Raw genomic sequence first — 21,736 nt, 5'->3', positions numbered from 1 at the left:
AAGCGTGCTTCCCCTCCACGCCGGACCCGGCGACCAGATCGAACCGTTCACGCCGTCGCGTCTGCTGACCGCGTGGACCTTCGAGCCGGTGTTACTGGCTGTGATCATGGTCACCGGAGCCCTCTACCTGTACGGCGTGCACAAGCTCCGCGCGCGGGGTGACAAGTGGTCCCGCGGCAGGACCTTCTCCTTCGTCGGACTGGGTCTCGGCAGCGCGGTGATCGCCACCCAGTCGGCGCTGGGCACCTACGACACCGTGCTGTTGAGCGTGCACATGGCCCAGCACATGATGCTGTCGATGCTGACCCCGTTGGCGATGGCCCTCGGCGCGCCCGTGACTCTTGCCCTGCGCACCCTCCCGGGTCGGCCGCGGAACTGGTTGCTCTCCGTGTTGCATTCCCGGTTCGCCAAGGTCATCTGCTTCCCGATGATCGGCTTCACGCTGTTCGTGCTGAGCCCCTGGGCGCTCTACTTCAGCGGCTGGTACGACGCGACGCTGCGCTCGGCGCCGCTGCATGATCTTCTTCACGTCCACTTCATCGCGGTCGGCGCGTTGTTCTTCTGGCCGCTGCTCGGGCTGGATCCGGTCCCGGGCCGGGTGATCTACCCGTTCCGGCTGATGCTGGTCTTCCTGACGCTGCCGTTCCACGCGTTCCTGGGCATCACCATCATGTCGGCGAACAAGCTGATCGCGGAGGACTGGTACACCAGCTTCGGCCGCTCCTGGCCGCCCTCGCCCCTGCACGACCAGTACATCGCCGGTGGCTTGTTGTGGGGGTCCGGTGACATCGTCGGCCTGGTCTTCTTCGCAGTCCTGTTCGTCCAGTGGGTGAAGCAGTCGCAGCGCGAGGCCAGGCGCGAGGACCGCCGGCTGGACCGGTTGGAGGAGCAGGCGCGCAGAGCCGGGCCGGCTCCCCGGTAGCATTCGCGATGTCCACTCGTCACAGACATACAGCTTGGGATGAATCGATGAGTTCAGAGCGTCCTCTGAAGGTGCTGGTCTACAGCGACGACCGCACCACGCGGGAGTCCGTCCGGCTGGCGCTGGGGAAGCGGCCCGCCGCCGATCTGCCCCAGCTCGAGTACGTCGAGTGCGCCACCGAGCCGGCCGTGATCAAGACGATGGACAAGGGCGACGTCGACCTGGCCATCCTGGACGGCGAGGCCGTGCCCGCGGGCGGCCTCGGGATCGCCCGGCAGCTGAAGGACGAGATCTTCCAGTGCTGCCCGGTGCTCGTGCTCACCGGCCGCCCGCAGGACGCGTGGCTGGCGACCTGGTCCCGGGCCGAGGCGGCCGTCTCGCACCCGATCGACCCGATCCAGCTGGCCGAGGCCACCGCCGGACTGTTGCGGCAGCGGATCGCCTCGTTGCCCGCGACCACCTGATCCCGTGACCGTCTTGTCGGGTGACCCGGCACGCGAGCTGACCTGGCCACAGGTGCTCAACCCGTTGCTGCGGCACGAGGACCTGGACTCGTCCGCGACCGCGTGGGCGATGAAGCAGATCCTGTCCGGGGCGGCGTCTCCGGCGCAGCTGGCCGGGTTCGTGATCGCGCTGCGTTCCAAGGGCGAGACTGTGACCGAGGTCGAGGGGCTGGTCGCCACCATGCGCGACTTCGCCACCCGGATCGAGGTTCCCGGCCGCACCCTCGATGTCGTCGGCACCGGGGGTGACCAAGCGCACACCGTCAACATCTCCACGATGTCGGCGATCGTTGCCGCGGGCGCCGGTGCGAAGGTGCTCAAGCACGGCAACCGCGCGGCCTCCTCCGCCTGTGGTGCGGCCGACGTGCTCGAGGAGCTGGGGATTCCGCTCGACCTGCACGCGGAGCAGGTCGCCGCGGTGGGAGAGCTGGCCGGGATCACCTTCTGCTTCGCCCCCGCGTTCCACCCGGCGTTGCGGCACGCCGCCGTGCCGCGGCGCGAGCTGGGCGTGCCGACCACCTTCAACTTCCTCGGCCCGTTGGCGAATCCGGGCAATCCCTCCGCGCAGGCCGTTGGTGTGGGCGATGGGCGGATCGCCGGGCTGATGGCCGGAGTACTGGCGCGGCGAGGGATCGATGCGCTGGTGTTCCACGGGGACGACGGGCTGGACGAGCTGACCACGATGACCACGTCGCAGGTATGGACCGTGGGGCGCGGCGTGGTCGAGGGTCCCGAGACGCTGGATCCGCGGGAGCTGGGGATCACCGCGGTTCCGGCGGATTCGCTGCGCGGTGCGGATGCGACGTACAACGCGAAGGTCGTCCGGGCGCTGCTGGACGGGAAGCCCGGGGCGGTGCGGGATGTCGTGCTGCTGAACGCGGGCGCCGCGTTGGCCGCTCATGATGCGAGCACCGGGCCGCTGGTCGCGCGGATCCGGGCCGGGATGGATCGTGCGGCCGAGGCGATCGACTCCGGCGCCGCCAAGGACGTGCTGGACCGCTGGATCGCCGCCTGCGTCGAGGTCCGCGCCTAGTCTGCTGAACGCGCGACGGCCCGCCCCTGGTTGGGGGCGGGCCGTTGTCGTCTAGCTCACTGGCCGATCTTGATCTCGGAGACCTTGGCGCGCCAGACCGGGATCCACTTCGGGGTCGAGCCGGCGATGTCGCCGACCGCCACGTCCGCCGTACCGTCGCCGCGGTCGATCACCGCGACCATGACGGTGGAGAACGTCTCCTTCAGCTTCGGCTGGCTCACCACGACCTTGATGCTGAGCTCGTGGCCGGGGTGACCGTCGACCGTGATCGGCTTGTGCACCGCCTTGCCGATGAACCTCACGTTCTCGTCGTACAACCGGATGATCGCCCGCGACGCGGCCTGGACGGTCGCCTCCTTCCGGCCGGCCGGGGTGTTCGTGTACGGGATGTTCTTGGCCAGCCCGCCGAACGCGACGTAGTTGCCCCAGCTGGCGGTCTTGCCGTCGTAGTTCCTGTGCACGGTCAACCAGATCGCCGCACCGCCGTACAGGCCGGAGTTCTCGCCGTTGTCCGACCACGCCGAACCCATCAACGGCATCATGTCGTTGTTGGAGGCAACCAAGTTGGAGCCGACCACCTTGCCCATCGGCGGTGGGGTCGGCGTCGGCTTCACGGACGGGCTGATCGTCGTCAACGGCTCCGGCTTGGCCGACGGCAGGGCGATGGGCGTCACCGCGTTCGCTTTGTCCCAGATCCAGTTCACGCTCAACCCGGTAGTCAGCAGAGCAGCCGCCACCAACCCGACCACGCCGATCAACCGAGCCCGCTGCCCCTGATCCCCGCCACCACCACGAACCGCGTGCTCACCCTCCTCATACGGCCCAGCATCAGTCACCCCATACGGCTGCCCAACCCCGTGCTGACTTCCGCTGTGCTGCGCGTATTCCGGCAGTCCTAGCGGCTGCGCCCCAACCTGCGGCCCAGCTCCAAGCGCCTGCCCAGGTGGCCCATACGGCCCCGGCTGCCCAGCCCACTGCTGTCCGGCCCACGGCTGCGCCCACTGAGACTGCCCGCCCTGCGTTTGCTGCGGCGGCTGGCTTTGCCCGTACGACTGCGGCCCCTGTGGGCCGCCCGCGTGGGGCTGGCCATACGGCTGCTGTCCTTGAGATTGCCCAGCCTGATGCTGCCCATACGGCTGCGGCCCCCGAGGTCCACCTGCCTGGGGCTGGCTGTACGGCTGCTGTCCCTGCGGCTGGTGGCCCGGGTGCTGCGGGGTCTGCTGCCATGGTCCCGGTGCGCCCGGTCCTTGCGGCCGAATCCCGGGCGCCTGCGGCCGGGGTCCCTGCCCAGGTCCGTGAGCGGCTGGTCGCTGAGCAGCTGGTCCCTGGGGAGCCGGCCATTGTGGGGCTTGTGGTTGTTGTGCCTGGGGAGGCTGCTCCGCTGGCGGCTGCCATTTCGGTTGGTGGGCCGGCTGGGCAGGAGTTTCGGGCTGCGTCCACCAACCTGCTTCGCCTGGCTGCGGCGCCTGCTGCTCCTGCTCAAACCACGACTGGGCGGCCGGTTGCCTCCCCGGCTGCTCGGCCCCAGGCTGGGCGTCGGCGACTGGCTGGGCGGAGTGCTGTGGCCGCGCCGGGGGAGGAGGCGGCGGTGCCGGCGCGCGGAACTCGCCGAACAGCGGGTCCCCGGAAGACAACGGGTCCTGGCCATCCGCCCCACCTGCAGGCCGATCCGGCAGCGGGTCCTGGGCGGGGGAGGTTCGGGGAGAGGGGGGTTGGGGCTGCGGTTGGCGCGGGGGTGCGCTGTGCCGGGCCGGGGGGCGGGGCGGGTGGGGGTTCTCGTTCTCAGCCAACGTTGATTCCCTTGTAGACCTGGGCTTCGGCCGTCCTCAGATCCGGCCGGTTGACGGGGATGTCACTGATGTAGGCGACCGCGGTGCCGTCGCCCAGGTCGAAGACCGCAACGGTCAACGTCAGTACCCGTGATGTCACTTTCGTCGAGTTCACCGTGACGGTCTGCTGGTAGAACCAGCCCGCCTTGCCCGAACGCTTCACCGGGCCGTTCGCCCGCGGCTTGAACGTGACCGGGATGTCGCCGTACATCGAACTGCGGGCCTGCAGCATCAGGTCCGACGCGGTCGCCTGCGGGTTGCCGTTGAACGGCGTGCCGGTACCGAGCGCGCCGACGAACATGTCCGCGTACCAGTCGTTCTCGCCGTCGAAGTTCTCCTGCAACCGGACGTACTGCCCGCTGGAGTTGATCAACTGGGCGATCAGCCGCTTGCGTTCGGACCACGGCTGCCCTTGGCGCGGGAAGGAGATCGCCTCGGAGGCGACCCGCGGAGCCTCGTGCAGCTTGGGTTTCTTCGACTGGCCGGGCGCGCCGGTGGTCTGGTTGCCAGGCGTCGTCGGAGCGTTGGTCGGCGACGGCGGTGCGGAGGTGGGCGGAGGTGTCGGGTCCGGGCCGGCCGTCTTGTCGTCGCGTTGCGAGAGGAAGAACACACCCGCCGCGACGATCAGTACGAACGCCACGGCCGCCGCGACGATCAGCGGCAGCTTGCTCCCGCCACCCTTGCCTTCCCTGCCACCGCTGTCCGGCTTGATCCTTCCAGGTCCGCCGCCCTGCTGTACCGGCCACTGGCCGGCCCCACCGGACTGCCACTGCCCAGCACCCGGCTCCTGACCAACGCCCTGCTGCTGACCACCGCCCTGCTGACCGCCCTGCCAAGGCTCGGTCGCAGTCTGGCTCCCACCGCCGGTCTGCCACTGTCCAGCACCAGCCTGGTTGCCCTGCCACGGATCGGCAGCCTGCCCACCTCCGGAGCCCTGCCACTGACCCTCGCCAGCCTGCTGTTGCGCAGCAGCCGCCTCCCATTGAGTCGGAGCCACCTGCTGTCCCGCCGACGCCTCCCACTGGTCAGGCGCCGTCTGCTGCTCGACAGGGGCTTGCCACTGGATAGGTGCGGCCTTCTGCTCGCCGGAGACCCCCCACTGATTGGGCACACTCTGCTGGTCGCCGGAGGCTTGCCAATGGGTGGGCGCGGTCTGCTGGTCGCCCGAGACCTCCCACTGGTTGGGAGTCGGCTGCCACGGAGGCGGTGGCGTTTGCAGGTCGCCGTGGTCCGGAACCGCCTGCTCGTCAGGCAAGCCCCAGGTATTGACGGCTGTCTGCTCCTCGTCGGGCGTGCCTTGGGTGTTCCCGGCAGTCGTCTGCTCGTCGGGCAGCCCCCAGGTATTGGCGGCGACCGTCTGCTGCTCGTCGGGGAGCCCCCAAGTGTTGGCGGCGGGCTGCTGCTCGTCGGGCAGGCCCCAGGTGTTCGCGGGCGACTGGCTGTTGGCTACCTGCGTCGCCTCCTCGACCACAGGCTGGGCAGGCTGCTGCGTCCAGCTTGTCGGTCCCCAGCCTTCCGACTGCGGGGCAGCGCTGATCGGCTCCGTCCAGGAGTTCCCTTGCTCGTCCTCAACCTCGGCGCCGGCGTCCGATGAAGCTCCAGCATCGGCGAGCTTCAGGGTCCAGCCGTTCTGAACGGGCTCAGTGACGGGCCGAGTGACCGGCTCCGGAGCGGAGTCAGGCTCGTCCGGTGCAGGCTGCTGGGTCCAGTGGTTCGCGGCCGACGGGATCGTGGCCGGCTCCATCCAGGTCGACTTCGCCTTCTCCGCGGCACTGATCGCCGCAACCCCGGACTCCGCCTCGGCCGCGTCCGGCGTGACGTCTTCCTTCTCGGTCTTGTTGGTCCACTGGGTCCCGTTCCACCACCGAAGGGTGTTCGGCTGTCCAGTGGGATCCGGATACCAGCCGACGGGAGGGTTGCTCATGCGTTCACCGTAACTTCAGCGCGTGTCAGTCAGGCCTTCGAATTCCGGCGTTCAGACACCCTCGTCCTGACCGAGGCTGAAGGCCGCCTCGAGGTCGTGCGTGGAGTAGGCGCGGAAGGCGATGTGGGTCTCCGTGCTGACCACTCCGGGCACGCGGTTCACGTGGTCCGGGATCACCCGGGCGAGGTCGTCGTGGTGGGCCACCCGGACCATGGCGATCAGGTCCAGCGCGCCGGTCACGGAGTACACCTCACTGACGCCGTCGATCGCCGCCACCTGTTCGGCGACCTCCGGGATCCGTGCGACGTCGGCCTTGATGAACACAATCGCGGTGACCATGTCGTCCTCTCCTCGATAGCAGCGCCTACCGCGCTGAAGCATAGTGCCGGGTCGTGCCTGACGAGTCAGCTGGCGCGGGTGGCTCCGAGTGGCCGCATCCGGCGGCGGCGCTCGCTGGGGGCCCTGTGGTCGTCAGAGGCGTGCGCGTTGTCCAGGCGGCTGATGTGGCGGCCCGCTCCGCTCACCGGGCAGGTCCAGGTGCCGTCCATCTCGACCAGGCGGATGCCGGGGGAGTCGAGCCAGCGGAGTACGAGCTCGATCTCCTCCGCCGACGCGGACGCGACCGGTCCGATTCCGGGCAGAACCGTCTCGGCGGAGGCTCGCAGCATGTCCAGGTACTTGCGGGGATCCGTCCCGCGCGGGCTGATCCCGGCCGCGGCGAGCCGGCCGCGCCGGATCACGTGCAACTCCCAGCCGCCGTCCTCGGTTCGCCGGGCGGCACAGATCTCCGCGCACCCGGTGACCGAGGCCATCCGCTGCATCTTCGCGCTGCTCCGGACGAAGGCGCTCAGCCGATCGCGATGTACCGCGGCGTCCTCGAACCGCTCGTCCGCCGACAACAGGTCGATCCGCCGGTCCAGTGCCTCGACCACCGGGGCCGGATCCACTGTCAGCGCCGATCGCAGCGCGGTGACGAATTCGCCATAGGTCTCCGGGGCGATCCGTCCGTCGCAGGGCGCGACGCACTTGCCCATCTCGGCGAGCACGCAGGGCGACATCCGCGGCGTACGCGACATCCGGTCCGTGCATTGCCGGATCGGGAACGCCTCATGCAGCGCGGCCATCGCCCGCTCCGCCGTCTTGCGTGAGGTGAAGGGCCCGAGGTATCCCGCGTTGTCGTCGCGGACCTGTTTCACCAGCGAGAGCCGTGGAAAGGGCTCGACCGTGACCTTCAACCAGTGCTGGCGTTCGGGGAACTTGGAGCGCCGGTTGTACCGCGGCTTGTGTTCGGCGATCAGCCGGAGCTCGCGCACCTCGGCCTCCAGCGACGTGCCGCACTCGATGCCGCGGACGCCGGACGCGATGCCGATCATCTCGCCGATCCGGGTGCGCGTCTCGGAGGCGGTGAAGTACGACCGGACCCGGTTGCGCAGGTCCTTCGACTTGCCGACGTAGAGCACTTCGCCGCGGTCGTCGGTGAACAGGTACACACCAGGTGCGTGAGGCAACGACTCGGCCAGGTGCCGCTTCGCCCGCACCTGCGGGGCGACCCGGGAGGAGTACGTCTGCAGGTCCTCCAGCGTCTGCACCCCGAGCGATCCGACCCGCTCGAAGAGCCCGTGCAGTACGTCGACCGTGGCACGCGCGTCGGACAACGCGCGGTGGTTCGGCGTCGTCGTGGTGCGGAACAACTTCGCCAGCGTGCTGAGCTTGCAGTTCGGGGTCTCGTCCGGGGTCAGCACCCGGCGAGCCAGCAGGGCGGTGTCGACGACGGCGAAGTCGGGCCAGTCGTAGCCGTGCGCCTGGCTGTCGTGCTTGAGGAATCCCACGTCGAAGGGCGCGTTGTGCGCCACCAGCACGCAGCCGCGGGCGAACTCGAGGAAGGCCGGCAGCACCGAGTCGATCCGGGGTGACGAGGCAACCATCCGGTCGGTGATCCCGGTCAGCACAGCGATGAACGGCGGGATCGGCTCGGCCGGGTTCACCAGGGTCTGGAACTCGCCGAGCAGTTCGCCGCCGCGCACCTTGACCGCGCCGATCTCGGTGATGCCGGAATCGCCGGGCGCGCCGCCGGTGGTCTCCAGGTCGACCACGCAGAAGGTGACATCGCGCAGCGGCGTACCGAGGTCGTCGAAACTCGGCTGCACGCCGCGGATCGGCGTCACCGGTCCGGACGCCGGGGCAGCGGCTGGATCCGGCAGAGAACTGCTCATGCCCACGACGCTAGAAGCCCGCACCGACAATTCGTGGCTGACACGCTGCCGCCGGCGTCTCGCCCACGCTGAAACAACATGGCTAACGGGGCGCTACCGACTAGTCTCTGTGTATGCGTACACAAGCGATCACCGCGAATCCGGGCGCCGCGCCCGCTCGCTGTGGTCTGCGTCACTGGCTGAGCCAGACCACCGTTCCGGCCGGACTGCGGACCGGTGACTGAGGCAGGCACCGCCGCCGGCTCCGCTGCTACCACCTTGCCCGAACCCGTGCGGCAAAGAGTCCTGAACCTCGCCGCCCAGGCGCTGGGGCAGCTGCCCGCGACCGACATCCCACCCCCGCTGCGGCGGTTCGCCAGCTTCGCGCCCGGCAAGCGCGCGAAGCTCTCGGCGTCGGTGCTCGGACCCATCCTGGAGACCGACGAGCACTTCCGCCGCCTGGTCGCTTTCGAAGTGCGCCGGGAGCACCCCGAGCTCGGTGACGCCGTCGCCGAGGGAGTGCCGGTGCCCGCTGCGGAGCCGATCGAGGTCGCCGCGCTGGCGTACCTGCTCCGGCCCGAGGACTGGGAGCAGCGGATCGCCGACGCGGCCCAGTTGCCGCCCGAGAAGCCGCGGGTGGACGACGAGGCGCTCGGCCGCCTGACGGATCAGCTTGATCAGGCCCGCACCGAGACCCGCCAGGTGCGCGAACGCCTGCGCGAGCAGGTCTCCGAGCTCAAGGCCGAGAACGTCACCCTCCGGCGCAAGCTGAACGAGGCACGCCAGCGGATCGCCGGCCTGCAGACCGATCTCGCGAAGCGCACCGTCGAGGCGGAGACCGCCGACGAACGCGTCGACGCCGCCCGCGCCGAGGTCGAACGCGAGCTGCGCAAGCTCCGCGCCCGCATCACCGAGCTGGAAGCGGTCGAACACGCCGCACGCCGTACTGCGGGGCAGGAGCGCGAGCTGGCGTCCACGAGGACAAGGCTGCTGCTGGACACGTTGGTCGAGGCAGCGGGAGGACTCCGTCGCGAACTGGCTCTGCCGCCCGGGGGAGAGCTGCGTCCGGCCGATACCGTCGCCGGGGTGGAGCCGTCCGCGGCGCCGATCGGGCGGTCCGCGCCGGACGACGATCCGGCCTTGTTCGACGAGCTGCTCGCGCTGCCGCAGGTGCACCTGATCATCGACGGTTACAACGTCACCAAGACCGCCTGGCCGAACTCCCCGCTGCACTCCCAGCGGCAGCGGCTCGTCACCGCACTCGGCGCGTTGGTGGCGCAGCGGCGGATCGAGGTCACGGTGGTGTTCGACGGCGCCGAGCTGTCCGGCCCGGTCCAGCTGAACCCGCCGCGCGGTGTCCGGGTCCGGTTCAGCCCGGCGGGTGTGATCGCCGATGAGGTGATCCGGCAACTTGTCCGCGCGGAGCCACCGGGCCGTCCGGTGGTGGTCGTCTCCACCGACCGTGAAGTTGCCGAGAGCATCATCGCGATGGGCGGCCGCGCCCTGTCCGCGGCCAGCCTGATCGCCCGTATCGCCCGCGCCTGAACGGTACTGCGGTCCGCGGGGGCGGCGGCTCGCCGTACGGGGCCGGTGACGCGTGGTCCGCGGAAACTGTCGGTGGGGGTCTCTAGCGTCCTTCTCAGCCGGATGCAAATCCGGGTGCTTCCCCACCTTGGAGGACGTTGTGCTGATCGACTGCGACGCGTGTGCGATGAGAGGGCCGGGCTGCCCGGACTGCGTGGTCAGCGTGGTGCTCGGGATGCCGCCCGAGCAGAGTTCGCTGCGGGTCGACGACGAGGAGCTGGCCGCGCTCGACGTACTGGCCCAGTCCGGTCTGGTGCCGCCGCTGCGGCTGGTGCACGCGGTCAGCAGTATCGAGCCGAACACAGCTGGTGATGGCGAGACCGCGGCCGACGCGGTGTGATCCCGTCCGCTGCAAGGCCTTTCCCGACGTTAAGTTTGGATCAAACCAGAGGGGCGGATTGCACCGGTCACGAATCGGTTACTACTGTTACCTCTCGTTGCCACAGAGCGCCGGTCGACCTGACCGGCCGGGCAGCACCGATTCATGCCGAGGTGTGACCCGCCGGGCGTGCAGGAGTATCTGGTACTCCGGGCACCGCCGGGCGAGTTGACGGGGACGGCGTCGAGCAGAGGAAGGGACCGACCGGGCTGTGTCCATCGGCCGCACGAACCGCTTCAAAGGGATTGCCCTCGCCGCCATCACCACCACCGCCGTTGCGACGGGGGTGATTTTCATCCAGGCATCCGCGGACGCGGACCCCAAGCCGACGCTGCCTCAGGCGAAGGCCCAGGTCCAGGACTTGCAGCACAAGGCCGAGACCGCCGGTGAGGCGGCCAACGACCTGCGCGGCAAGATCCAGGCCTCCAACGCCCGGGTGAACGCGCTGAAGGTCGGCATAGCCAAGCAGCAGTCCCAGGTGGACGTGGTGAAGCGGCAGATCGGCTCCCTCGCGGTGGCCGGCTACCAGACCTCCGGGATGACGACGACGGCGCAGTTGCTGCTGTCGACGGACCCCGACCAGTTCCTCAGCCAGGCCTCCACCGCGCAGGCCTTCGCCGGCCAGCAGAACTCGGCGCTCCGCCGCTTCCAGGCCGCGCAGGGCAAGCTCACCGACCTGCAGGCCAGCGAGCAGACCGAACTCGCCGCGCTGCAGTCCGTGCAGGCTCAGCAGAACGCGCTGAAGAAGCAGATCCAGACGAACCTCAACGCCGCCGAGAAGGTCCTCGACAAGCTGAGTGACGCCGAGCGGGCCAAGATCGAGGCCGAGAACGAGAAGGAAGCGCAGGAGGCCCGGGACGAGCGCCCGAGCCGCGACGGCGACCGGATGGACGACAACCTGCCGGTGCCGGCGAACGGCCGCGCGGGCACCGCGGTCCAAGCCGCGATGGCCCAGCTGGGTGACAGCTACGTGTGGGGCGCCGACGGACCCGACTCGTTCGACTGCTCCGGCCTGATGATGTACGCCTGGGGCAAGGCGGGCGTCTCGCTGTCGCACTCCTCCAAGGCGCAGGCCAGCGAGGGCCGCCGGGTCAGCAAGGGCGATCTGATGCCCGGCGACCTGGTCTTCTACTACTCGCCGATCAGCCACGTCGGGATGTACATCGGCAACGGCCGGATCGTGCACGCGAGCCGCCCGGGCAAGCCGGTCAAGACCGACCCGATCGACCTGATGCCGTACAACACCGCGGTCCGCCCGGGCTGAAGCACGCCCGCTCAGACATGCTCGACGGCTCCGGGGATCCCTTCCCCGGAGCCGAGTCGTTTCCCCCCGCCCACATGTGTTTGACTTGTCTGAGGAGGCACCTGACGTGACTCCCCTGACTGGGGCAGGTGAGCAGCGAGGGGCCGAGGTGATCGACGAGCAGAGCGGTGCGCGGTCTCAATCCCCGGTGGATGGTTTTCCGGAGCAGGCCTCGCCGTCCGAGCAGACCACGATCCAGATTCCCGCCCAGCATGCTGCGGCGGACGCTCCCAAGCGGCCGCCGACGTTCGAGGCGCTCGGCACCTGGACGCTCGCTCACGGCACGCTGCTCCGCCGGGTGGCTCTGGGCCTCGCGATCAGCGTGGTCGCCGTCACCGGTTACGTCGGTCTGCAGAAGCTCGCCGACGCGCCCGCCGAGCCGGGTGCCCCAGGCAACACGGCGCAGCCGCAGACCTCCTCGACCCCGGACGAGGCCGCCGAGGGAGTACGCCGGGCCGCGGCCGGCCAGTCGGTTCTGCAGAAGATGGCGGACGCGGTCCTGAACGAGAGCCGCGGCAGCTTCCTCAGCACCGTCGACCCGGACTCGAAGGCGTTCGACGAGCAGGCCCGCACCATCTACACGAACCTCGGCAAGTTGCCGTTGGCCACCTTCCAGCTGCGCTACGTGAGCGACGACCCGGGCGCGCTGCCGCCGGACCGGCAGGCCCAGCTGGGTGGCACGGAGTCCTGGCTCGCCCAGGTCGAGGTGTCCTGGCAGCTCACCGGCTACGACAGCAAGCCGGCCCGGGAGACCCTGCCTGTGACCTTCGTCACCCGCGACGGTACGACGTACGCCGCGTCCTTCTCGGAGCGATTCGTGGCGGGGCAGCGGCGGCCGATCTGGGCGTTGGGCAGCATCGACGTTGCCAAGGGCGACGACAGCCTGGTGATCAGCCTCGACTCGCAGAAGGACGCCGACGACTACGCCGTGGTGGCCGATCGCGCGGTCGAGTCGGTCAGCAGGGTGTGGGGCAAGAACTGGAAGCAGAAGGCGGTCGTCTACCTGCCTGCCAAGCAGTCCGAGATGGAGTACGTGCTCGGCGCCCAGCCGAACACCTACACCCAGATCGCGGCGGTCACGATGGCCGAGCTGGACAGCCCGCAGGTCGGGGCGCCGGTGCGGATCGTGGCCAACCCGAAGCTGTTCGAGGAGCTCGGCAAGCAGGGTCGCCGGATCGTCCTGACGCACGAGACCACCCACGTCGCCTCGACCGCTACCGCCTCGCCGGTACCGTTGTGGCTGGCCGAGGGCTTCGCCGACTACGTCGCCTTCACCGCCGTGTCCGTCCAGGACGAATCGGCGGCGAAGGAGCTGTTCAAGGCGGTCCGCGCGGGTAAGGTGCCGAAGACGCTGCCCCCGCCGGAGGCGTTCGCCGCGTCGTCGGCGGACCTGCCCCAGGCTTACGAGTCGGGCTGGCTGGCCTGCCGGCTGATCAGCGAGCGGGAAGGGCAGAGCAAGTTGGTGAAGTTCTACCGCGCCGTGCACGCGTCGAAGAGTCCGACCGGCCTGGCCGACGCCTTCCGGACCGTGCTCGGCACCACCGAGGCGGAGTTCACCGCCGACTGGCAGAAGTACCTCAAGAGGCTCGCCGGTGTCTGAGCGGGCCGAGAAGTGGGCGCCCCGAGGTGCCGCTCTCGTGCTCGCCGCCGCCCTGGTCGTCGTCATCGTCACCACGACGCCCTGGCACCTGATCGACCTGCCGACACCGGACCCGACGCTGGACTTCACCGCGGCCGAGATCGCCCGGCAGGAGCAGTTCCGGCACGAGTTGTTGCCGTGGTCAACGACCTCCTGGGTGCTGTCGCTGCTGGTCCCGCTGGTGATCGGCTTCAGCCCGCTCGGCCGGCGCCTGTACGACGCGATCAAGCTGCGCCGCTGGTACCTCGCGGTCCCGGTGCTGGTGGCCGGGATCGGGCTGCTGACGAGCGTGATCACCCTGCCGACGGACATCATGGCCGAGCGGGTCACCCGGAAGTACGGGCTCTCCACCGAGGCGTGGGACCTGTGGCTGCGGGACCGGCTGGTGAACTGGGTGCTGACGTCCGTCGCGCTGATCGCCGTCGCCGTCGGGTTGATCGCGCTGGCCAAGCGGTGGCGGACGTGGTGGTGGGTGCCGGCGGCGATCGCCGGGGCCGTCCTGGTGCTCGGCGTCTCATTCGCGTACCCGGTGCTGGTCGAGCCGCGGTTCAACGACTTCACCTCGATGGCGCCCGGTCCGCAACGCGACGAGTTCATGCAGCTCGCCCGCGAGGACGGGGTACCGGTCAAGGACGTCCTCGTCGCGGACGCGTCGAAGCGGACGACCACGCTGAACGCGTACGTCTCAGGGTTCGGCTCGACCCGCCGGCTGGTCGTCTACGACACGTTGCTGAAGACCGCGCCACCCGGCCAGGTCCGGCTCGTGGTCGCGCACGAGCTCGGCCATGCCGCCGAGAACGACGTCCTGCACGGCACCCTGATCGGTGCCCTGGGCGCCGCCTTCGCGGTCGTCCTGCTGAAGTTGTTGCTCGGCGCCCGGATGGCCGATCCGCGCCGGACCGCGTTGCTGCTCGCGCTGATCGTGGCCGGGACATTCCTCGCGTCACCGGTGCAGAACCTGGTCAGCCGCAAGATCGAGGCCCGCGCGGATTACCACTCGCTGCGGCTGACGAACGACCCGACGACCTTCGTCGCGATGCAGCATCAGCTGGCGGTGACGAACCTGTCCGGCCTGACGCCGAGCCGCTGGCGGTACTGGTTGTTCGCGACCCATCCGACGCCACCCGAGCGGATCGCGATGGGCAGGGCTTGGGCCGAGGCCCACGGTCAGACGATCCCGCCGCTGGCGCCACGGTGACCGTCCTGGTCGTCACGAACGACTTCCCGCCCCGCCAGGGCGGTATCGAGACGTTCGTGCGCTCCCTGTGCGACGAACTCTCGAACGACTTGGTGGTGCTGACCGCCCGGATGCCCGGCGACGCGCAGTACGACGCGGGGTTGTCCTTCCCGGTCGAACGCGACCGTACGACGATGCTCCTGCCGACGCCACGCGTCACCCGGTCCGCCGTACAGGTGATGAAGCGGTACGGCGCTGACCGGGTGGTCTTCGGTGCGGCCGCGCCGCTCGGGCTGATCGGGCCCACGCTGCGCAAGGCGGGAGCAAGGCGGATCGTCGCGCTGACGCACGGGCACGAGACGTGGTGGGCCGGAACCCCGGGAGCACGCCAGGCGCTGCGGCGGATCGGCGAGGCGGCGGACACGATGACGACCGTGTCCTCGTGGTGCGCGGACCAGATCGCGCCGGCCCTCTCGACGGCTGCAGCCGAGCGCATGCGGCGGCTCGCGCCAGGGGTCGACACGTCGCGGTTCGTCCCGGGCTGCGGGGGAGATCAGGTGCGCAAGGGCCTCGGCCTCGAAGGTGTGCCGGTGGTGGCGTGCGTGTCGCGGCTGATCGCCCGCAAGGGGCAGGACACCTTGATCCGGGCTTGGCCGCAGGTGCTCGCCGCCGTGCCCGAGGCGGTCCTCCTGATCGTGGGGGGCGGATCTGATCGCGATCGGCTCGAACGACTCGCCGCCGACGTCGGTGTCGCCCGGTCGGTCCACTTCACCGGCGCCATGCCGTGGGAGGAGATCCCGCCGTACGTCGATGCCGCGGACGTGTTCGCGATGCCTTGCAGGACAAGGCGATTCGGCCTGGAGCCGGAGGCGCTCGGCATCGTCACACTCGAGGCCTCGGCGACGGGGAAACCGGTGGTGGTCGGCGATTCCGGTGGAGCCGGCGACACCGTGCGGCACGGCGAGACGGGGTATCTGGTCGATCCCTACAACCCGGTCGCGACCGCAGTACGGCTGGTCGAGCTGCTGACGGATCCTGGCAAGGCTCGGGCGATGGGCGCGGCCGGGCGAGCATGGGTGAGCCAGGAGTGGACCTGGTCGCGGTCCGGGGCAGTGTTGCGAGCGCTGCTGGACATCCGCTGACCGGGTGCCTGAAAAGGCAGTGACAGATCAGGTACTGTTGACGACATGCATCAGATGTCCCGACTTGCAGCAGCCGTACGAGCTTCCTGCTCTCCGGCTGCCGCTGCCTGACATCTTCTTCTCCCACACCGGCGACCGGAAACGGTCCGCCGGTGTTTTGCTGTTCAGCCTGGCCAGCGGTCCCTTTCCGGTCTTCCCCCGAAAGGACCACTCCCATGAACCTCGACAAGACCTTCATCGACTTTTTCGTCCAGCGCGGTCACATCCCCACCACGGGATCCTCGCTGATCCCGCGACCAGGCGACCCCGTCCTCTTCACCACCTCGGGCATGCATCCGCTGACCCCCTATCTGGAAGGCGAACCCCATCCACTCGGCCGCCGGCTGGTCGGGGTGCAGCGATGCCTGCGCACCACCGATCTCGACGAGGTCGGTGATCCGACCCACCTGACCGTGTTCGAGATGCTCGGGTCCTGGTCGCTGGGCGACTACGGCAGCGAGCAGACCCTGCGGTGGGGTTTCGAGCTGCTCCGCGACGGGTTCGGCATCGACCCCGGCCAGATGTATGTCACCGTCTTCGGTGGTGACGACCAGGTCGAGCTGGACGAGGAGTCGCTGCACACCTGGCAGTCCCTCGGCGTCCCGGTCGAGCTGACCACCGACGACAACTGGTGGTCCAACGGCCCGACCGGTCCGTGCGGCCCGGACTCGGAGATCTTCCTGTGGACCGGCGACGGCTCACCTGAAGGCACGCCGACCACCGACGACCGCTGGGTCGAGGTGTGGAACCACGTGATGATGCGCTACCGCCGGTACGACGACGGTTCGCTGGAACCCCTGCAGCAGCGCAACATCGACACCGGCCTCGGCCTCGAGCGGCTGAGCATGCTGCTCGAGGGCAAGAAGTCCGTCTACGAGATCGAGCTGTTCGAGCCGTGGATGCGGATCATCCCCGAGCTGTGGAAGCTGGACGAGGAGTCCGAGCGGATCGTGATCGATCACCTCCGCTCGAGCATGGTCATCATCGGCGACGGCGTCCACCCGTCGAACACCGGTCGCGGCTACGTGCTGCGCCGGCTGATCCGCCGGGTGCTGACCCTGCTCTGGCGGACCGACGACTCCAGGACGCTGTCGGACCTCCCGCTGGAGCTGTTCGAGCACACGCTGCACCACTTCCACCAGGGTGAGGTCGTCACGCTGGTGCGGCGGATGCTGATCGACGAGGAGATCCGGTTCACCAACCTGCTCGAACGGGGCCGGCGGATCCTCAGCCACGAACGCTTCCAGAAGACGCTCGACCAGAACGACTTCGAGTACCTGCACGAGACCCACGGCCTCCCGCGCGAGCTCGTGCTGTCGCTGGTCAGCTAACCCAGAGAGCGAGTTCGTCGGCTCGCGGATTCTCCAGCACCCGGGACTCCGGGTGCCCGAACGTCATCACCGGCCGGGCGGTCGCGTCGTACTGCGACCAGCCCGGGCTCCCGGTGGTCACGAAGCTCACCCAGGCGGCGTGCATCCGGTCGGCCAGCTGCTGCGGCGGATCCGGCTGGAACAGCGGGGAGGTCGCCGTGCCGAGGGTGTCGAACACGAACGGCAGTTCCAGCGCGTGGCACGAGCCCAGCCCGGCGAGCGGGGACCGCCAGCAGAACTCGTACCGGTACGTCGCTGCGTGCGCGGACTGCGCCTCGAGCAGGCGGATCGTCGGGAGCACGAAGAATCCGTCGCTGATGATCGCGCTGAGCAGATCGCCGGGGGACTGGCCCGGGCGGTTGGCCGCGTAGGTGTCCGCGATTGCGGGGTCGATGCCCTGGCTCCGAAGGAGCAGCGGGAGTGCTTCCGCGGTGACGGCCGCCGACTGGCCGGTGGGGACCGAGAACAGCCGGAACTCGTCGCTGGTGGCCCCCATCAGCAGCTCGACACCTCGCGCGGCACCGGCCGCGATTGCGTCGAATGGTCGCTCGTGGATCAGCTCGCCGTCGATCACCGGGAAGAACGGCATGATGCCGCCGCCCGCCTTGACCGTAGTGACGCCCCAGCGCTGCGGGTCCGGGAACTGCCGCAGCCCTTCAGATGCCGGCGGTGTCCAGGTCGAGGTCGCGCGCCGGGGGATCGGCGTCGGGGATCTCCGGCGGCGCCACCTTGCCGACCGAGGACTGCGCCACGAACGCGCCGAGCAGCACGATCACGCCGCCGATCACCTGGTTCGTCGAGAGAGTCTCGTTCAGCAGGATCCAGGCGAACAGGCTCGCCGCCACGACCTCGACGTACGCGACCGCGCCGCCGATCGCGGCGGAGAGGCGCTGTACCGCGGCCGCTCCCGCCAGGTAGGCGACGACCGTGCTGATCACGATCAGCCAGGCGGCGAAGATCCAGCCCGGCGCGGACCGATCGCCGATCGCGATCGTGTCCGTCAGCGCGTGCCACGGAATCGCCCAGGGTGCTGACACCGCGGTCAGCACCACCGCGCCGACCACGCTGCCGGCCGCCGTCATCACCAGCGGGTCGGCAACGCCGGTGAGCTTGTCGATCAGGATGAAGTACGTCGCCTGGCAGGCCGCCGCGCCGAGGCCCGCGAGCAACCCGATCAGGTCGAGTTGCAGACCGGACCAGATCTCGACCACGGTGGCCAGCCCGACCAGCGCGATCGCCACCCCCAGCGCCGCCGATCGCGGCACGGCGACCTTGCGCCCGAACTTGAGCCAGGCGACCACGAGTACCGGTCCGGAGAACTCCAGCAGGATCGCCACGCCGACGGGGAGCCGGCTCGCGGCGATGAAGAACAGCGTCTGGCAGCCGGCGATCCCAGTGAGTCCGTAGAGCACGAGCTGCGGCCACGAAGCGCGGGCCGCGCGCAGTCCGGCGCTACCACGGAAGATCAGCACGAGCGGGACGAGCAGCGCGGCGGCACCGAGGATCCGGATCCAGGCCGCCTGTTCGGGCGAGATCCCGGCCCCGATCAGCGCCTTCGCGAACGGCCCCGACCCTCCGAAAGTGATCGCCGAGAACACCGCGAACCCGAGCCCGACGGACTTGGTCCGGGCGGCGTCCTGCTCTCCCTGCATGTACATGGGCATAACGCTCTCACACCCATTACATCGACGTCGATAGGGATATGTCAGTAGATGGACAGCCAACCGCCTCCCTAGCTAGCCCGACGCGGCGCCCTTCCTTGGGTGATCAGAGGACGTTGATGGCGCGGGCGGCGACGATGGCGATGGTGAGGAGTGAGATCGCGGACTGGATGCCCATCAGGGTCTTCACCCGGGCGGTGAGGGGCATCGTGTCGGTGGGGCTGAAGGCGGTCGCGGCGGTGAAGGCGACGAAGAGGTAGTCGGTGAAGCCGGGGAGCCAGCCCTGCCAGCCGGGGATGTCGGCGGTCATCTGTGGGAAGAGCAGGTCCGGCCGTTCCTCCCGGTGCTCGTGCTCGGGCATGCGTGCGAATGGTCCGCCGCGGTCGACCTCCCAGTACCAGACCGCGAAGGCGACCACGTTCGTCACCCAGATCAGCAGCGCCGACTTCACCAGCACCTTGCCGTCGGCCGCGTTGCCGTCGCTCAGCAGCAGGATCAACCCGGTCAGGTAGACGGCGTTGGCCACCACGAGCACCGCGAGCAGCACGAGTTCGATCCACCTCAGCCAGGGCTCGTCCCGCTTCAGATGGAAGGGGTTCGTCCACACCAGCGGCACCAGCAGCAGTGCTCCGAGGGCGGGCATGATCCACCGCGGTGCGTCCATGACCTGCGCGGGCACGGCGACCTGCAGCGCGAGGACGACGATCACCGCCAACGAGGCCGGCCACCTGCGGGTATGCCTGGTGCTCGGCGCTGCCACTTTGGTCACCCCAGCATTCTCACCCGACCGAGGCGTCCACCACCGCCTGACCCACGTCCGTACGCCGGTAGTGGACTTGGTGACCCGTACGGCGCCGCGTGGCGAGCCCCGCTCCGTGCAAGGCGGCCAGGTGCTCCGCGACAGTCGCCAGGGCCAGCCCGTACTGCGCTGCGAGGGCGCTCGTCGTGGCGGGTGGATCCAACGCGACAAGCAGCGTCGCGCGGGTCCGCCCGAGCAACCGAGCAAGAGGATCAGGCGGCGCCGGTACGTCGGACCAGAGCCGGGCAGCCCCGCGTGCGGGGTACACCAGGGTCGGTTGGTAGCCGGGGTCAACGACCAGGACGAGGAACGGCCAGGCGAACACGCCGGGCACGAGGAGCAACCCCTGGCCGGTGAGCTCACGATCCTGCCCGCGGTACCGCGAGGCGATCAGCCGGTCGTCCTCCCAGCTCAGCGTCGGGTGGAGATCGTCGAACAGCTTCGCCAGCCCGCCGGAGGTGAGTTGTTCGCCGCGATAGGCGATGTCGTCCTCGAGAACGCGGCTGATCAGCGGCCAGTCCGGCTGGATCAGCGTGGTCCAGGCGCTCTCGATCTCGTCCGCCATCCGCTCGCGCGTGCCGGCCGGGTCGGCGAGCATCCGGTCGATCTCGGCGGCCGCCGGGTTGTTCAACTCGTCCCGCGAGCGGATCAGCTCCGCCCGGACCACGTCCAACGGAGCAATGCGAACCCGGGCGATCTCGGTCGCGAACCTGGCCCGCGAGGCCTTCGGTGGGGGCGTCAGGAAGTCCGGCGTGAAGCCAACGCGCGGCTGGACCGCCCGGAGCATCCGCAGGTCCAGCCCGGCGGCCGCCTCGGTCTTGGCCGCGACCCAGGGAGAGTAGAGCGGGCGGTGCTTGAGGCCGTGCAGGACTCGCACCGCGGACACCGTCTCCCACAGCGGCGACAGGCCGAACCGGCAGCGCAACGCGTCGGCCTGGGTGAACCGCAGCACCGTCACGCCGACCCCTGACTTTCGGTCACAACCGAAAATCTATCGCGTCGCAGGTCCGCCCAGGCAACCTCGGGCGTGTGACCACTGGCTATCGAGCTGTCCTGCGTGTTCCCGGCCTGCGCAACGTGTTCGTCGCGCACGCCGTCTCCATGGTCGGCACCGTGGCGGCGCAGGTCGCTCTCTCCATCCTGATCTTCGAGCGGACCGGATCGCCGCTGCTGTCCGCGCTGGTGCTGGTCTGCTCCTTCCTGCCCTACGCTCTCGGCGGGATCGCGCTCTCTTCGATCTCGGACCGGTTCCCGGCGCGCCGGGTGCTCGTCTGCTGCGACCTGATCAGCGCCGCCTGCATCGCGGTGATGCTGATCCCCGGCATCCCCGTCGGCGGTCTGCTCGGACTGCTCCTGCTGGCCGGCATCGTCGCCCCGATCTTCGCGGGCGCCCGCGCCGCCAGCCTGGCTCACCTGCTCGACGCCGACCTGTTCCCGATCGGCCGGTCGTTGCTGAGGGCAATCGGCCAGTTGACGGTGCTGACCGGGTTCGCCCTCGGCGCGGTCGCCGTCGCCGCGATCGGCCCGACCTGGCTGCTCGCCCTCGACGTCGCGAGCTTCGTCGTCTCGGCCGCCCTGATCGGCTTCGGTACGCCGTTCACCCCGGCCACGGGGACGGGTCGTAACACGGTGCGGGATTCGCTCAGCGGGCTCCGCTACATTTTCGGATCCGTGCGACTCCGGCGGCTGATCCTGTTGTCCTGGGTTGTTCCAGCGTTCTCGTCGATGCCCGACGGACTCGCGGTGGCCTACACCGCGCAGACCGGCGCCGCCGCCTCGACCGCCGGCGTCCTGTTCACCGGCTACGCCGTCGGATCCGTGCTCGGGGAGATCGCCGCGGCCCGGCTCACGCCGGCCACCCGCCGACGCCTGGTGGTTCCGCTCATCCTGCTGAGCCAGGTCCCCGCGATCGCGTTCCTCGCGACTCCGGGGATTCCGCTGGCTGCTGTGCTGCTGGCGCTCTCGGGCAGCGGCTATGCGTTCAACCAGGGCATCGATCCGATGATCCTGGCCGCCAGCGACCCGGCGTACCGGGGGAGGTTGTTCACGGTGCAGACCAGCGGGCTGATGGCGGTGCAGGGCGTGAGCATCGCGCTGGCCGGTGCCATCGGCACCGTGCTCCGCCCCAACCTCACAATCTGCCTGGCCGGTGTCGTCGGCACCGTCGTCACCATGGCCCTGGCCCGGAGAGCGCTCACTCGCCAAGAAGCAGAGGTCAATGTCTCGGCATCGTAGAAAGT

19 protein-coding genes are annotated in these 21,736 nt (G+C 69.6%); 11 read left to right on the top strand and 8 right to left on the bottom strand.

From position 1 onward, the window contains the following. Positions 1-4 precede the first annotated feature (4 nt). Genes ACFPJ1_RS19265 through trpD form a run of 3 tightly spaced genes read left to right on the top strand, consistent with a single transcriptional unit; the run spans position 5 to position 2,458 of the window. Positions 5-922: a cytochrome c oxidase assembly protein gene (locus ACFPJ1_RS19265; protein WP_380105630.1), complete on the top strand. Its 918-nt coding sequence runs from the start codon at positions 5-7 to the stop codon at positions 920-922. Between the two features lie 47 nt (positions 923-969). Then, positions 970-1,386, top strand: coding sequence for an Rv3143 family two-component system response regulator (locus ACFPJ1_RS19260; RefSeq protein ID WP_380105628.1), 417 nt, complete (start codon positions 970-972; stop codon positions 1,384-1,386). A gap of 13 nt (positions 1,387-1,399) precedes the next feature. Further along, complete coding sequence (trpD, locus tag ACFPJ1_RS19255; protein WP_380105709.1) at positions 1,400-2,458, top strand: anthranilate phosphoribosyltransferase; 1,059 nt, start codon at positions 1,400-1,402, stop codon at positions 2,456-2,458. Between the two features lie 56 nt (positions 2,459-2,514). Here the strand turns inward: trpD and ACFPJ1_RS19250 are convergent, their stop codons facing one another. From ACFPJ1_RS19250 to ACFPJ1_RS19235, 4 genes are all read right to left on the bottom strand, one after another. Next, positions 2,515-3,294, bottom strand: a complete 780-nt coding sequence (locus ACFPJ1_RS19250; protein ID WP_380105627.1) for a hypothetical protein — start codon at positions 3,292-3,294, stop codon at positions 2,515-2,517. 946 nt (positions 3,295-4,240) lie between these two features. Then, a complete protein-coding gene (locus ACFPJ1_RS19245; protein WP_380105625.1) occupies positions 4,241-6,211 on the bottom strand; it encodes a DUF2510 domain-containing protein in 1,971 nt (656 codons plus the stop codon). Positions 6,212-6,262: 51 nt separating this feature from the next. Beyond that, complete coding sequence (locus ACFPJ1_RS19240; RefSeq protein WP_132187909.1) at positions 6,263-6,550, bottom strand: Lrp/AsnC family transcriptional regulator; 288 nt, start codon at positions 6,548-6,550, stop codon at positions 6,263-6,265. A 65-nt stretch (positions 6,551-6,615) separates the two neighbouring features. Further along, positions 6,616-8,424, bottom strand: a complete 1,809-nt coding sequence (locus ACFPJ1_RS19235; protein WP_380105623.1) for a DEDD exonuclease domain-containing protein — start codon at positions 8,422-8,424, stop codon at positions 6,616-6,618. Between the two features lie 216 nt (positions 8,425-8,640). On the opposite strand from ACFPJ1_RS19235, the gene ACFPJ1_RS19230 reads away from it, so the two are divergent. The 7 genes from ACFPJ1_RS19230 (at position 8,641) to ACFPJ1_RS19200 (ending at position 16,997) form a co-directional block, all read left to right on the top strand. Next, positions 8,641-9,948, top strand: coding sequence for an NYN domain-containing protein (locus ACFPJ1_RS19230; protein WP_380105621.1), 1,308 nt, complete (start codon positions 8,641-8,643; stop codon positions 9,946-9,948). A 139-nt stretch (positions 9,949-10,087) separates the two neighbouring features. Continuing rightward, positions 10,088-10,327 carry a hypothetical protein gene (locus ACFPJ1_RS19225; RefSeq protein WP_380105619.1) on the top strand — a complete coding sequence of 80 codons (240 nt, stop codon included), beginning with the start codon at positions 10,088-10,090 and terminating at the stop codon, positions 10,325-10,327. A gap of 250 nt (positions 10,328-10,577) precedes the next feature. Further along, positions 10,578-11,630: a C40 family peptidase gene (locus tag ACFPJ1_RS19220; RefSeq protein WP_380105618.1), complete on the top strand. Its 1,053-nt coding sequence runs from the start codon at positions 10,578-10,580 to the stop codon at positions 11,628-11,630. Positions 11,631-11,736: 106 nt separating this feature from the next. Further along, positions 11,737-13,269, top strand: a complete 1,533-nt coding sequence (locus ACFPJ1_RS19215; RefSeq protein ID WP_380105616.1) for a hypothetical protein — start codon at positions 11,737-11,739, stop codon at positions 13,267-13,269. Beyond that, positions 13,262-14,506 (top strand): M48 family metallopeptidase, encoded by a 1,245-nt coding sequence (locus ACFPJ1_RS19210; protein WP_380105615.1) that lies wholly within the window; start codon positions 13,262-13,264, stop codon positions 14,504-14,506. The genes ACFPJ1_RS19215 and ACFPJ1_RS19210 overlap by 8 nt, the downstream gene beginning before the upstream one ends. After that, the gene (locus ACFPJ1_RS19205; protein WP_380105614.1) at positions 14,503-15,627 is read left to right on the top strand and encodes a glycosyltransferase family 4 protein; all 1,125 of its coding nucleotides are present in this window, start codon (positions 14,503-14,505) and stop codon (positions 15,625-15,627) included. The genes ACFPJ1_RS19210 and ACFPJ1_RS19205 overlap by 4 nt, the downstream gene beginning before the upstream one ends. A gap of 215 nt (positions 15,628-15,842) precedes the next feature. After that, complete coding sequence (locus ACFPJ1_RS19200; RefSeq protein ID WP_380105613.1) at positions 15,843-16,997, top strand: alanine--tRNA ligase-related protein; 1,155 nt, start codon at positions 15,843-15,845, stop codon at positions 16,995-16,997. Here the strand turns inward: ACFPJ1_RS19200 and ACFPJ1_RS19195 are convergent. The 4 genes from ACFPJ1_RS19195 to ACFPJ1_RS19180 all read right to left on the bottom strand — a co-directional run bounded on the left by ACFPJ1_RS19195 (position 16,990) and on the right by ACFPJ1_RS19180 (position 20,454). Continuing rightward, positions 16,990-17,628 carry a carboxylesterase family protein gene (locus ACFPJ1_RS19195; RefSeq protein WP_380105708.1) on the bottom strand — a complete coding sequence of 213 codons (639 nt, stop codon included), beginning with the start codon at positions 17,626-17,628 and terminating at the stop codon, positions 16,990-16,992. The genes ACFPJ1_RS19200 and ACFPJ1_RS19195 overlap by 8 nt on opposite strands. A gap of 64 nt (positions 17,629-17,692) precedes the next feature. Further along, positions 17,693-18,694: an EamA family transporter gene (locus ACFPJ1_RS19190; RefSeq protein ID WP_380105611.1), complete on the bottom strand. Its 1,002-nt coding sequence runs from the start codon at positions 18,692-18,694 to the stop codon at positions 17,693-17,695. Between the two features lie 109 nt (positions 18,695-18,803). Next, entirely contained in the window at positions 18,804-19,466 is a 663-nt protein-coding gene (locus ACFPJ1_RS19185; RefSeq protein WP_380105610.1) for a hypothetical protein, read from the bottom strand. A gap of 10 nt (positions 19,467-19,476) precedes the next feature. After that, on the bottom strand, positions 19,477-20,454 hold the full coding sequence (locus tag ACFPJ1_RS19180) for an ArsR/SmtB family transcription factor (RefSeq protein ID WP_380105609.1): 978 nt from the start codon (positions 20,452-20,454) through the stop codon (positions 19,477-19,479). A 71-nt stretch (positions 20,455-20,525) separates the two neighbouring features. Here ACFPJ1_RS19180 and ACFPJ1_RS19175 point away from each other — a divergent pair, with 71 nt between their 5' ends. After that, a complete protein-coding gene (locus ACFPJ1_RS19175) occupies positions 20,526-21,731 on the top strand; it encodes an MFS transporter (protein WP_380105608.1) in 1,206 nt (401 codons plus the stop codon). The last annotated feature ends 5 nt before the right edge of the window (positions 21,732-21,736 follow it).

This window comes from Kribbella qitaiheensis, from assembly GCF_042657745.1.
Taxonomy (GTDB): domain Bacteria; phylum Actinomycetota; class Actinomycetes; order Propionibacteriales; family Kribbellaceae; genus Kribbella; species Kribbella qitaiheensis.
This window is presented reverse-complemented; position numbering and strand designations above follow the sequence as displayed.